12 protein-coding genes are annotated in these 12,696 nt (G+C 63.2%); 3 read left to right on the top strand and 9 right to left on the bottom strand.

The features are described from left to right. Position 1 precedes the first annotated feature (1 nt). From AC2ETI_RS14725 to lspA, 3 genes are read right to left on the bottom strand one after another with little or no spacing between them, the layout of a single operon-like run. Positions 2 to 685: a hypothetical protein gene (locus tag AC2ETI_RS14725; RefSeq protein ID WP_021344549.1), complete on the bottom strand. Its 684-nt coding sequence runs from the start codon at positions 683 to 685 to the stop codon at positions 2 to 4. Next, positions 682 to 1,608: an RluA family pseudouridine synthase gene (locus tag AC2ETI_RS14720; RefSeq protein WP_007733161.1), complete on the bottom strand. Its 927-nt coding sequence runs from the start codon at positions 1,606 to 1,608 to the stop codon at positions 682 to 684. Before AC2ETI_RS14720 ends, AC2ETI_RS14725 begins: the two co-directional genes overlap by 4 nt. Continuing rightward, on the bottom strand, positions 1,605 to 2,291 hold the full coding sequence (lspA, locus tag AC2ETI_RS14715; protein WP_021344550.1) for a signal peptidase II: 687 nt from the start codon (positions 2,289 to 2,291) through the stop codon (positions 1,605 to 1,607). Before lspA ends, AC2ETI_RS14720 begins: the two co-directional genes overlap by 4 nt. A gap of 68 nt (positions 2,292 to 2,359) precedes the next feature. Between lspA and AC2ETI_RS14710 the strand changes: the two genes are divergently transcribed. The 3 genes from AC2ETI_RS14710 to gad all read left to right on the top strand — a co-directional run bounded on the left by AC2ETI_RS14710 (position 2,360) and on the right by gad (position 5,581). Further along, complete coding sequence (locus AC2ETI_RS14710) at positions 2,360 to 3,286, top strand: hypothetical protein (RefSeq protein WP_097387282.1); 927 nt, start codon at positions 2,360 to 2,362, stop codon at positions 3,284 to 3,286. Then, a complete protein-coding gene (locus AC2ETI_RS14705; RefSeq protein WP_408989266.1) occupies positions 3,283 to 4,047 on the top strand; it encodes a sensor domain-containing protein in 765 nt (254 codons plus the stop codon). Before AC2ETI_RS14710 ends, AC2ETI_RS14705 begins: the two co-directional genes overlap by 4 nt. Positions 4,048 to 4,189: 142 nt before the next feature. Next, entirely contained in the window at positions 4,190 to 5,581 is a 1,392-nt protein-coding gene (gene gad / locus AC2ETI_RS14700; protein WP_046378698.1) for a glutamate decarboxylase, read from the top strand. Between the two features lie 84 nt (positions 5,582 to 5,665). Here the strand turns inward: gad and AC2ETI_RS14695 are convergent, their stop codons facing one another. The 6 genes from AC2ETI_RS14695 to wag31 form a co-directional block, all read right to left on the bottom strand. Further along, positions 5,666 to 6,175, bottom strand: a complete 510-nt coding sequence (locus AC2ETI_RS14695) for a WKL family lipoprotein (RefSeq protein WP_029538256.1) — start codon at positions 6,173 to 6,175, stop codon at positions 5,666 to 5,668. A gap of 116 nt (positions 6,176 to 6,291) precedes the next feature. Further along, positions 6,292 to 7,656 (bottom strand): DNA polymerase IV, encoded by a 1,365-nt coding sequence (locus tag AC2ETI_RS14690; RefSeq protein WP_019748863.1) that lies wholly within the window; start codon positions 7,654 to 7,656, stop codon positions 6,292 to 6,294. 36 nt (positions 7,657 to 7,692) lie between these two features. After that, positions 7,693 to 8,031: a TfoX/Sxy family protein gene (locus tag AC2ETI_RS14685; RefSeq protein WP_070796855.1), complete on the bottom strand. Its 339-nt coding sequence runs from the start codon at positions 8,029 to 8,031 to the stop codon at positions 7,693 to 7,695. Between the two features lie 68 nt (positions 8,032 to 8,099). Further along, entirely contained in the window at positions 8,100 to 11,213 is a 3,114-nt protein-coding gene (ileS, locus tag AC2ETI_RS14680) for an isoleucine--tRNA ligase (protein ID WP_020908068.1), read from the bottom strand. A gap of 291 nt (positions 11,214 to 11,504) precedes the next feature. Beyond that, the gene (locus AC2ETI_RS14675) at positions 11,505 to 11,819 is read right to left on the bottom strand and encodes a hypothetical protein (RefSeq protein WP_021334087.1); all 315 of its coding nucleotides are present in this window, start codon (positions 11,817 to 11,819) and stop codon (positions 11,505 to 11,507) included. Positions 11,820 to 11,868: 49 nt separating this feature from the next. After that, positions 11,869 to 12,696: a DivIVA-like cell division protein Wag31 gene (wag31, locus tag AC2ETI_RS14670; protein WP_003941722.1), complete on the bottom strand. Its 828-nt coding sequence runs from the start codon at positions 12,694 to 12,696 to the stop codon at positions 11,869 to 11,871.

Here is a 12,696-nt window from a genome sequence, read left to right as displayed (position 1 = left end):
TTCACGGGACCGGGCCGTCGTCGGGGCCGGGAGCAACGACGTCCACGTACTCCGGCAGCAATGGACGGACGGCCGCCAACCACGGCGAGGCGTCGGACGGCAATGCTTCCACTGCACGGACGTTCGAGTCATGTTCGATCGCTTCGAGTCCTTCGGGAGTAGCTCGCACCAGCACGCCCACCGCGCAGGCGCACCCGGCGGACAATTGCTTCGCCGACGCGAGCGCCACCTGTTGCTGACGATCGGTGTCGCCGCCGAGCGAGATCAGTCGCGTGGCTGCAACACCGGGCGATCTGCGCACTGCTTCGTCGTTGTCGGGAACGGGCACGGACATGAGCGGCGTCTGGACGCGCTCGATCGGAACTCGGAACATGACCCTGGAAACGCGAACGCCCGAGACCTCAGCGCCCGGCACCTGCACACTGCTGGTCGACGTGATGACCTCGTCGACGGTGAGTGCCTTCGTGAACGAGACCAACGCCCACACCGGCCCGTCGACCGACGCGACCGAATCTCGCGCTCGGTCGAGGTAGTCCGGCACAGCTTCCCCACTGTCCGGACCGAGAGTGTCCGTCGTGATCGGCGGGGTCGGCACGGGATTCGCGAACCCCACGCCCACCACCGCCGCCACACCGACCACCACTGCGACGACGGCCAGCGCGGGGGTAAGCCCGCGCGGTGTCATGAGGACCGGAGAACTTCGAGTGCGTGTTCGAGATCCTTCGGGTACTTACTCTTGATCTCGACCCAACGACCGTCCGCCGGGTGGGCGAAGCCGAGCGAGACTGCGTGCAGCCACTGGCGTTCGAGACCGAGCCTCTCGGCAAGTCGGGGGTCCGCGCCGTAGGTCAGGTCGCCGCAGCACGGATGGCGCAACGCCGAGAAGTGGACACGGATCTGGTGTGTGCGACCGGTTTCGAGGTGCACGTCCAGCAGACTCGCTGCCTGGAACGCCTCGATGGTGTCGTAGTGCGTGACGCTGGGCTTGCCGTCGGCCGTGACCGTGAACCGCCAGTCGTTCCCGTGGTGGCGTCCGATCGGGGCGTCGATGGTTCCGCTGCTCGGGTCGGGGTGTCCCTGCACGAGTGCGTGGTAGCGCTTGTCGATGGTCCGCTGCTTGAAAGCGCGCTTGAGCAAGGTGTATGCGCGCTCGGAGGTGGCAACCACCATGACACCCGACGTTCCGACGTCCAGACGGTGAACGATGCCCTGACGCTCGTGGGCACCGGACGTCGAGATACGGAAACCGGCCGCGGCAAGTCCGCCGATGACGGTCGGTCCCGTCCACCCGACGCTGGCGTGCGCGGCAACTCCGACGGGCTTGTCGACTGCAACGACGTCGTCGTCGGCGTAGAGGATCTCCATCCCCTCGACCGGTGTCGCCTCGATGGTCAGGGGCCGCGGCGGTTCGGGCAGGACAACCTCGAGCCACGACCCTGCGGTCAGACGATCGGACTTGCCGACCGCCACACCGTCGACGAGTACCGAACCCTCTTCCGCGAGTGTCGCGACCACGGTGCGCGAGAGTCCGAGAAGGCGCGCGAGGCCGGCATCGACCCGCATGGCGTCGAGGCCGTCGGGCACGGGCATCGAACGGGATTCCCTCACTTGGTTTCTCCCTCGGCTGCGGCCTTCGATTCGGTGAGCTTCTTGTCGTCCGCCTTGTGATCACGCAGGCGTTCGCCGTTGGGTTCGAAGCCGAAAAGAGTCAGTACGACAAGCAGGATCGCGCCACAGACGATCGCGGAATCCGCGATGTTGAACACGGGCCACCAACCGACGGAGACGAAGTCCACCACATGTCCGCGCATGATTCCGGGAGAGCGGAAGAATCGGTCGACGAGGTTACCCAGCGCGCCGCCGAGAACGAGGCCGAGACCGAGCGCCCACCACGGTGATCGGAGCGTGCGACCGATCTTGATCACACCGATGACGACACCGATGGCGACGAGGGTGAGGATCCACGTCATCGACGTCGCCATCGAGAACGCTGCACCGGGATTGCGCACCATCGTGAATGTGACCACGTCACCGATGATTTCGATCGGCTGCCCCGGCTTGACCGCGGCGACTGCCCACACCTTCGTGAGAATGTCCGAGAGCAGGATGACAGCGGCGATGGCAATGAGCATGGTCAGCCGGCGGGGCTTTGCGACCGGCGCAACCGCCAGGTCACCGTCTTCCGATTTCACGGCTTCCGGTTTCACGGTTTCGGGCTCGTCGGCCTTCGAGATTTCGGTAATCGGCTGATCCTCCGCGTTGACATCTCGGTCTGGGTGGTCTGTACTCACGCAACCATCATCCCTCATGTTCACCGCACCGGGTCACGCACTCTGCAACTGCGGCTAGCCTGGAGCGCGTGCCACTGCTGTCCACGACCGGCCGACGAGTTCCGTTCGCCCTCGCTGCCCTCGCTCTCACCACCGTTCTCACCGCTTGCGGCGACTCGGATCAACCTCCCACCACACCTACCTCGTCGCCGAGCGAAGTCACTGTTCCGGTGACCGCCGCCACCGTCGAGGTACTCGATGCGGGAAGCGAACCGCGCGAGGTACTGCGCATGAACTTGCCTGTCGGCACCACGCAGACGGCGACGCTCGTCACCCAGGCGGTCGTGAGTCAGCAGATCGATCAACAGCCGGCACAAGATTTCTCTTCGCCGGAGATCACGATCCCGCTCTCGGCAAACGTGACCGCTGACGATCCCACCGCTGTCGTAGACCTGACGCTGTCGTCGATGACCTCGCCGGACGCAACGCTGCAGGCAGCGCTGAGCGGGGCAGACGGATCTGCGGCCGGATTGTCGGTCACGGATTCGGGCGCCATCACCGCCCTACGGTTGAAGCCGTCCGCCAACTCGGCCAATGCTGCCCGCGCTGCAATCGAACAGGCGCTCGGCCAAGCGGTCTACCGGACCGTTGCACTCCCCGACGCTCCGGTCGGTGTCGGCGCACGTTGGGTGGTTCGACAACAAGTCAGCAGTGAAATCCTGCTCGATCAGACAACCACCGTCACGCTCACCGCGCGGGAGGGCAATCGGCTTTCGCTCGCGGTGGACGTATCGCAGACCCCGCAGAGCCCGGTCTGGAACCTGGCCGGTGACGCCGGAACGCTGAACATCGATCAGTACGTCATGGCCGGCTCCGGAAACCTCACCGTCGACCTCTCACTCCCCTTGCCGATCGCCGGACAGATGACCGTCGGCGGCGACCAGGCGTACGGCGATCCGGACAGCTCCTCGGTGATCCGGCAGACGATCTCCAACAGCATTCGGTGGGAATCGTGACACGCCGGTCGCTCGCACTGGGCCTGACAACAACGGCGGCACTGTTCGTCGTCACCGGTTGCGGCTCGGACGACTCTCCTAGTGCTGACACAACTACGCAGGTTTCCGCCCCACAGGTCGGCTTGGCGCCGTTCACAGCTGCTCCGGCCGCACCGCTGAGCGGGGCACCTCTCGACCGTGATGCGCTGCAACGAGCCGCGCTCACCCTCTCCGAACTACCTGCGGACTTCGACATAGTTCCCGACCCGGTCGACGACCTCGGCCTCGCACCGGCGCCGGAGAGTTCGGAGGCGGACAAGTCGAGCACCGACCCCGCCGTCTGCGCTCAGGTTCTGGCACCGATAGCCACCCAGGCTCCCGGATCGGTCGCCGACCTCTCCGACATGTTCACCGGCCCCGATTTCACGAGCATCGATCAGGACTCTGCTTCGTACGCCGACGGCGCAGCGGCAGCAGCAGCTTTCGAGAAACTTCAGACCACGCTGGCCGGGTGCGCGGAATATTCGGGAACCGATGCCGACGGAACGACAATCACCTATCGCGTCGGCGGAGCGTCGGACCCGAACGTCGGCGACGCGTCTTTCGCTTTCCGAATCATCACGGAGAGTGGCGGTTTCACCTTGGTCGCCGATGCGATCGTGGCCGCAGTCGGGACCACGTTGACCCAGGTGTCCGCAACTGCGCCGAGTCCGATCGCCCCCGACGTGCTGCACTCGATGGCATCGGCCGCCGCCGATCGCCTGCGCGCACAAACGCCCTGACAACGAGCGGATTAGTCCCGTCTCGGCCTTACGCGAATGATTCGGGACCACAGACCCTTTGACAACTGCCCGTCCACACTGAACGGTGAGAGTAGGTACGAAACAGACCAACGCGACACACTGATGTGAGGAGCCAGAGTTCATGCCGGAACCCAGAAGGTCAGATCACACCGATTACGTAGCCGTCAATCCGATCTTCTCGAGGCCTGGCGAGGATTCGGTTGCATCGAAGTACACACTCGAACCCGACGGCATGCTTCCCGAGACCGCGTATCAGATCGTCCACGACGAAACGATGCTCGACGGCAATGCGCGGCTCAATCTCGCGACGTTCGTCAGCACGTGGATGGACGATCACGCCACCAAACTGTATGCCGAGTCGTTCGACAAGAACATGATCGACAAGGACGAGTATCCACAGACCGCCGCGATCGAAACCTATTGCTGGCGCATCCTTGCCGACCTCTGGCACTCGCCCTCCCCCAAGGACGCAATCGGTACCTCGACGATCGGTTCGTCCGAGGCGTGCATGCTCGGTGGCCTGGCGATGAAACGACGCTGGCAGCACGCACGAAAAGCCGCGGGGAAGTCCACCGAAAAACCAAATCTCATCATGAGTTCCGCCGTCCAGGTGTGCTGGGAGAAATTCTGCAACTACTGGGACGTCGAGGCGCGCTACGTGCCGATCAGCGAGGAACACCGGACCCTCGACGGTCACGATCTGGACAAGTACGTCGACGAGAACACCATCGGCGTAATCGCGATCATGGGTGTCACGTACACCGGGATGTACGAGCCGGTCCTGGAAATCTCGAAGGCACTCGACGCGATCCAGGAAAAGACGGGACTCGACGTTCCCATCCACGTCGACGGCGCTTCCGGCGCAATGATCGCCCCGTTCCTACAGCCGGAACTCGAATGGGATTTCCGGCTCCCGCGCGTGCACTCCATCAACACCTCGGCGCACAAGTACGGACTCGTCTACCCCGGCCTCGGCTGGGTGGTCTGGCGATCGCAGGATCTACTTCCCGACGACCTCGTGTTCAAGGTGAGCTACCTCGGCGGCAGTATGCCGACCTTCGCGCTGAACTTCTCGCGGCCCGGCGCTCAGGTGATCCTGCAGTTCTACTTGTTCCTGCGTCTCGGCCACGACGGCTATCGCGCGATCCAGCAGTCCTCACAGGACGTGGCGAAATTCCTCGCCGAAGGAATCGGGAAACTGGACGCCTTCGAACTGTGGAACGACGGTTCCGACATCCCGGTCTTCGCGTGGCGCCTCGCCGAGGGCCACACGTCCAACTGGACGCTGTACGACCTGTCCGACCGACTGCGGGGCAAGGGCTGGTTGGTGCCGGCCTATCCCATGCCGGACGATCTCTCGGATCTGACAGTGCAGCGCATCGTGGTTCGTAACGGACTGAGCATGGACCTGGCAGCCAATCTGCTGCGCATCATCGAAGAGGAAACCGCGTTCCTCGACGAACTCGACAGCCCGATGCCGCGGCCACGCGTCACCGAGGGATTCCATCACTGACGACGCTCACTGCATGAAGAGCGGCCGCCGACTCCCTTTCGGGGGGTCGACGGCCGCTCTGGTGTTTCAGGTGTTGCGCAGAGATCAAGCAGCGCAAGCAGGCGAGGTCAGACCTGCAACGCCGACGATCTGGCAAGCGGTGGTCTTCGAGAGCTTCCAGACGCCGTCCTCGTAGACGAACGAAGCCTGCAGACCCTGCTGCAGCGGCTGGCCGTTGACGACGATGTTCAGCGAAGCTGCAGCCGTCTCGCTACCCGTGTCGGTGACCGGGTCGAGGATCTCGACCTGCGCGCCGGCAGCCTTGGCGGCAGCGGCCACCTGGTTGATCAGCTCGGGATCAGCCTCAGCTCCCTGGACGAGGTTGACCTTGTCTGCGGCCGGAACACTCTCGTCGAGTGCCTGGGCGACCTTCGCGTTGAGCTCAGGGGCGGTCGGCAACGCGACCGGTGCATCTGTCGAGTCCGAGGCCGTCGTGGTCGTCGTGGTCTTGGACGACGTGGTGGGTGAGTCGGTCTTGTCATCCGACCCACAAGCGGTCATCGTCAGGGCTGCTGCGATCGCCACGGCTGCAACGGTCATCTTCTGAAGCTTCAACTTCTCAGTCCTATCCATTCGGGTGTTCACATTCGAGCGTCAGTCGAACATCGTGCTTGCTCGAGGATCGTCGACAACATTACCCAACGGTAAGCGGAAAAAGTCTAAGGACATCCTCAGAGAAGGCTGTCGACCGCATCTGCTACCTCGAGCACCTCATCCGATTCGGCGAAGGTTTTGGCTATTCCCGTTCCGCTGGAACGGGTTTCGAAGCGAACTGTCACCACTCCGTGCCCGGCACCCTGCACCCAACCGTGTCCGTATTCTGGATGCTTCACGTCCAAACCAGGGTGCCAGTAGCGCTGAGGCACGCGTGCGGCCACCGGAACGTCGAGTTCGGCCTCATCGAGGGCGCCCGTGAGAGTCTCGACCGGATAGCCGGGAACATCCTGATCCAACTCGGGGAAAAGTGATCCTTGCCGAACGGTGGACAAACCGGCGAATCCCACACCGACCAGGCGAATCGGCCCCAATTCCTGTGGATCGATGACCTGTTTCTGCGCGGTCGCGACAAGGATTTGGCGGTCGATCGTGGCAAACGGCAGCGTCACGGATCGAGTCAAGATACTCATATCGGACTTCTTGAGCTTCAGTACGACGGTGCGAGCAGCTCTTCCGTCCTTCTCCAGCCTGGAAAATGCTGCACGACCACTACTTTCGACGGCTGCGCGCAGTTGCGCCATCGTGACGATGTCTGCGGCGAACGTGGATTCCGCGCTGATCTGCTTGGATTCGGCACGCTCGGCGACCGGCCGATCGTCGATCCCCTGCGCGAGCCGATGCAACCCCGGTCCGACAGTGGTTCCGAGTATCGACGCCACCTCCGCTATGGGAGTGCGGGCAAACCCTCCGATGGTTTCGATGCCGAGACGCTTGAGCTTTTCCTCGGCAACAGGACCGATCCCCCACAGCTTTCGCACCGGAAGTGGATCGAGCAACTCGTGCTGCATCCCGGGAGGAATCACTGCGACGCCGTCGGGCTTTGCCAGTCCCGACGCGATCTTGGCGACCTGCTTACCTGCGCCGGCACCGATCGAGGCAACCAACCCGGTCTCGGCTTTGATCAACGCCCGCAGGTCCTCACAAAACGCGCGGACCTCGTCGGCGCCAACTCCGGCCAATTCCACCGGTTCGCCGAAGGCCTCGTCCACCGACAATTGCTCGAGGATCGGCATACGAAGGCGCAACGCGTCGAAGGTGCGTTTACTCAGAACCGAATACAACGACATCCGCGGTGGCAATACCACCGCTCCGCCACCGACCATCCGGCGTGCTTGGTGCATCGGCATCGCAGAACGCGCACCGAAAACTCTCGCTTCATAACTTGCCCCGGCCACCACTCCGCGCCCGCCCAAGCCGCCGACCAGCACCGGGCGACCTCGCAGCGTGGGACGCGTCAACTGCTCGGCGGAAGCGAAAAATGCATCCATGTCGAGATGCAGCACCCACCTGCGACTTCGTGTGGGATCACCTTGATTCATCGGGCGTTACGGTTCTCTCAAAAGTAGGTGCAGAATCTACGTCCGCGCCTTCTTCTTGGGCGACTTCTTCTTCGGCAGGGGTAGTACGTCGGCAGTCCGTTGAATGAAGGCGTGCAGGTGATCGAGGTCCTGCAGCCGTTCCTCCGGAACCCGGTAGTAATCCTTCGCTCCCGGGTACGGCGGAGCCAGATCCGCCTCTGATCCGAACTCCGCACTGACCTCGGTGGGTTTGACGAACAGAACGTCTCCGCAGATCAAGCCCACGATCTTCTCGTCGCAATACAATCCGTACTCGCCGAACATCGCCCTTGCCCGCACGTCGAGCGGTTCCAACTGCTCGAGAATGCGCGCCACGGTTTCCTTGCTCGTACTCATGAGAGCAAACTACTCCGGCACCCCGACATACAGACATTCATCGGGGAGCCGGAGTAGTTACGGCGGTATTAGACCTTCGTGATCGCGGCGCGGATACCGTCACCGAGATCGACGGCGTCGTCTCCCGCTTCACCCACCGAGAACGAGGTGGCCAGAACCTCACCGGCGATCAATTCGCGATGACGCTCCGCCCACTCCTTGCAGTCCTGCGGAACCTCGAGTACGACGTTGATCCGGTCCGAGACGTCCAAACCGGCGGCACGACGCGCATCCTGCAACTGACGGATACGGTCCTTCGCCCAGCCCTCGGCTTCGAGTTCCTCCGTCACGACGGAATCGAGTACGACGAGTCCCGCACCGTCGGGCAATGCCGCCGTCGAATCAGGCTCGGCTGCAACCAGTTTCTGCGTGTACTCCTCGGGCAGCAGTTCGATGCCCGCCGCAACCACTACGCCGTCCGCGTTCTCGGTCCAGTCGCCCGCCTTGACCGCCTTGATGACAGTCTGAACGGACTTGCCCAGACGCGGTCCTGCAGCACGCGCGTTGACCGCGATCTCGAAGCGCCCGTGCACGTCGACGTCATCGGTCAGATCGACCTTCTTGACGTTGACCTCGTCGGCAATCAGTCCGAGGAACGGACGCAGACGCTCGGCATCCGGCGCCGCAACCGTGACCTCGGGCAGCGGAAGACGAACTCGCAGATTCTGCGCCTTGCGCAGGCTCAGCACCGTGGAGCACACGGTCCGGACGTCGTCCATCGCCGCTACCAGCTCGGGGTTCGCGGGGAGCTCCGACGCCTCCGGCCAATCAGCCAGGTGAACCGAGCGCTCCCCGGTCAACCCGCGCCAGATCACCTCGGACACCAGCGGCAACAGCGGCGCAGCGAGACGCGTCACGACCTCGAGCACGGTGTGCAGGGTGTCGATCGCGTCGCGATCCTCGTCCCAGAACCGCGAACGAGACCGTCGCACATACCAGTTGGTGAGCGCGTCGCAGAACAACCGAAGCTCGTCGCACGCGCCGGCGATGTCGTTGACCTCGAGGGCCTCGGTGATCACGTCGCGCGTGGTAGCGAGCTTGGCCAGGATGTACTGATCGAGGATGTTCTCCGAATCGGTACGCCACACACCGGATTCCGGCGCGTACAACTGCAGGAAGCTCCAGGCGTTCCACAGCGGGAGCAACGCCTGACGTACGCCTTCGCGGATGCCCTGCTCGGTCACGATGAGGTTTCCGCCGCGCAAGATCGGCGAAGACATCAGGAACCATCGCATGGCATCGCTGCCGTCGCGGTTGAACACCTCCTTCACGTCCGGGTAGTTGCCCTTGGACTTGCTCATCTTCAGTCCGTCGTCGCCCAGCACGATGCCGTGCGCAGCAACGGTTTTGAACGCCGGACGATCGAAGAGTGCGGTTGCCAGTACGTGCAGCGTGTAGAACCAGCCGCGAGTCTGCCCGTTGTACTCGACGATGAAATCGCCCGGGAAATGGCCCTCGAACCATTCACGGTTCTCGAATGGGTAGTGCACCTGCGCGTACGGCATCGAACCGGATTCGAACCAGCAGTCGAGCACCTCGGGAACGCGGCGCATCATCGACTTCCCGGTCGGGTCGTCGGGGTTCGGACGGACCAGGTCGTCGATCATCGGGCGATGCAGGTCGGTCGGACGCACACCGAAGTCTGCCTCCAACTGATCGAGCGAGCCGTACACGTCCGTACGCGGGTACTGCGGATCGTCCGACACCCACACCGGGATCGGGCTGCCCCAGTAACGGTTTCGGCTGATGTTCCAGTCTCGTGCACCTTCGAGCCACTTGCCGAACTGGCCGTCACGGATGTGCTCGGGCACCCAGGTGATGTCCTTGTTCAGCTCGACCATGCGATCTCGGAACTTGGTGACCGCGACGAACCACGAGGGAACCGCCATGTAGATCAGCGGCTGCCCACTGCGCCAACTGTGTGGGTACGAGTGCTCGATCGTCTCGTGCCGCAGCAGCTTTCCGGCAGCCTTGAGGTCCTTGATGATGACAGGGTTGGCGTCGAACACCATCAGGCCCTCGTACGGCGGAACCATCGAGGTGAACTTTCCACCCGGATCGAGCGGCTGTACGACCTCGATACCGTTGGCCGTGGCCACGTCCATATCCTCTTCACCGAAAGCCGGTGCGAGGTGGACGATTCCGGTTCCGGAGTCGGTTGTCACGTAGTCCGCCGAGAGCACGACGTGCGCATTCGGATGTCCGAGGAAGAAGTCGAACGGCGGTGTGTACGACAGTCCGACCAGCTCGGCGCCCTTGTGACGGGAAACGACCTCGGGGTCCTCCCCCAGCTCACGTGCGTAATGAGCTACTCGTGCTTCTGCGAGCACGTACCGCTTTCCGTCCTCGCCGAGCACCTGGACGTAGTCGACCTCGGGATGAACCGCAGTGGCCAAGTTGGACGGCAGTGTCCACGGAGTCGTGGTCCAGATGATCGCGTTTGCGCCGTCGAGGGGTGAACCCGGAGCGACCAGCGGCATGTCGACCGTGACTGCAGGATCCTGACGCATCTTGTACGCGTCGTCGAGGCGAGTCTCCTGATTGGACAGTGGAGTCTGCTCGTACCAGCTGTAGGGCAGCACACGGAAGCCCTGATAGATCAGGCCCTTGTCGTGCAGCTCCTTGAAGGCCCACATGACGGACTCCATGAAGTCGACGTCCAGGGTCTTGTAGTCGTTGTCGAAATCGACCCAGCGCGCCTGGCGGGTGACGTAGTCACGCCACTCGTCGGTGTACTTGAGCACCGAGGCCTTGCAGTACTCGTTGAACTTGGCCAGACCCATGACTTCGATCTCGGCCTTGTCCTTGATGCCGAGCTGCTTCTCCGCTTCGAGCTCTGCCGGAAGGCCGTGGCAATCCCAGCCGAAGCGTCGTTCGACCTTGCGTCCACGCATTGTCTGGAAGCGCGGCACCAGGTCCTTGACGTACCCCGTCAGCAAGTGGCCGTAGTGCGGCAAACCGTTTGCGAATGGCGGTCCGTCGTAGAAAACGAACTCTTCGTTACCGTCCCGATTGGAAACCGACGCACGGAAGGTGTCGTCGTCGTCCCACTGTTTCAGGACTTTCTGTTCCAGTTCGGGGAACTTGACTCCGGTGTCGGCGGGGACACCGTAGTCGACTTTGGGATACCCGTTACTCGCCATGGCGATCTCCTCGTGCCAGTCGGACTCGGCACGGGGACGACGTGACGCTTGTGCGCCGACACCGCGGTACCACCCCGTTTGCACCCCGCAGATCCGTGCTTTCACACCGGATCTCGAGCTGCCACTCGATCGAGCTGTGACGGGCTCACCCGTTCGGTTCTACTGGGTCCTCGACACGTACGAAAGCGTCGACAACCGTTCTTCCGAAAGCTCCCCGGTGATTGCCGGATCACAGCCTGGTATTCGTGTTGGACAGTCTAATACTCGTCCTGGACCTTGTCGGAACTCGCCCTAGGTCTTGTCGGGGGCACCCGGCGACCCGCCGTGGTTTCCCTGATTGTCGTCGTTGGCAGTAGCTGCATCATCGGTCGAGGAATCCGAGGAACTCTCGACTCGACCGTAAGGCGACGACACGCCGCTGCCCGACATCGGGTCATCCAACGAAGGAACCGCCTTCCTGCTGGTCAGCGCACTGACCAGCAGGAGGACGGCACCTGCTACACAAATCGCGATACATGCCCACGCCCAGATCAGCGACCCTGTGGTCAGGGCAACGATCAGGAGAGCGAAGCCAACTCCCGCGAGAACCAACGTCACGACCAGCACGTATCAACCTTTGTCCGGTCCGATAGCTGAGCCGACGAGGCGCTCTCGGTCAGCTGTTTCCCTTGGCGAAGGACGGGCTGTAGGAATCCTGTCCACCGTCGACCGGAACGGCCGAGCCACGCTGTTCGAGCTCTTCGAGCTGCGATTCCAGGTAGGACTTCAGGCGCACCCGGTACTCACGTTCGAACGTCTTGAGCTGCTCGATACGGCCCTCGAGGACCGAACGCTGCTGGTTGATGGTCGCCATGATTTCGGTGTGCTTCTTCTCGGCGTCTGCCTTGAGAGCGTCTGCCTTCTCCTGAGCCTGGCGAAGCTGGGTCTCGGAGCGAGTCTGAGCGTCGGTCAGCATTGCCTCCGACTTGTTGCGCGCATCCGCGATCATGCCGTCGGCCTTGCTGCGAGCCTCGCTCATGAGCTGCTCGGAGTTGGTGCGAGCACTGCCGAGCAGCTGCTCGGATTCGGTCTTGGCATCGTTGGTGAGGCGATCCGCCATCTCCTGAGCCAGTCCGAGGACCTTCGCGGCCTGCATGTGGGTGTCGCCACTCTGCGGCGCTGCAACGGCAGCGGCGGCGGGAACCGGAGCTGCAACGGGTGCAGGCTTGGGCGGTTCGACAACCCGAGCGGGCTCCGGCTTGGGCTGCGCTGCGACGGGTGCTGCCTGCTGAGCAGGTGCCGGCGACTTCTTGGCAGCCGCGAGCTCCTGATCCAGCTCACCTACGCGCTGGCGCAGGTCCGCATTCTCTTCGATGAGCTGCGACAGCGCCTGCTCGACGAGGTCGAGGAATGCGTCGACCTCGTCCTCGTTGTAGCCACGCTTGCCGATAGGCGGCTTGCTGAACGCAACGTTGTGCACGTCAGCTGGAGTCAGTTGCGGCAT

The sequence above is a fragment of the Rhodococcus sp. MurmanLake-1 genome, assembly GCF_056945715.1.
The sequence above is the reverse complement of the archived record's forward strand: the minus strand, read 5'-3'. Positions and strand labels throughout refer to the sequence as shown.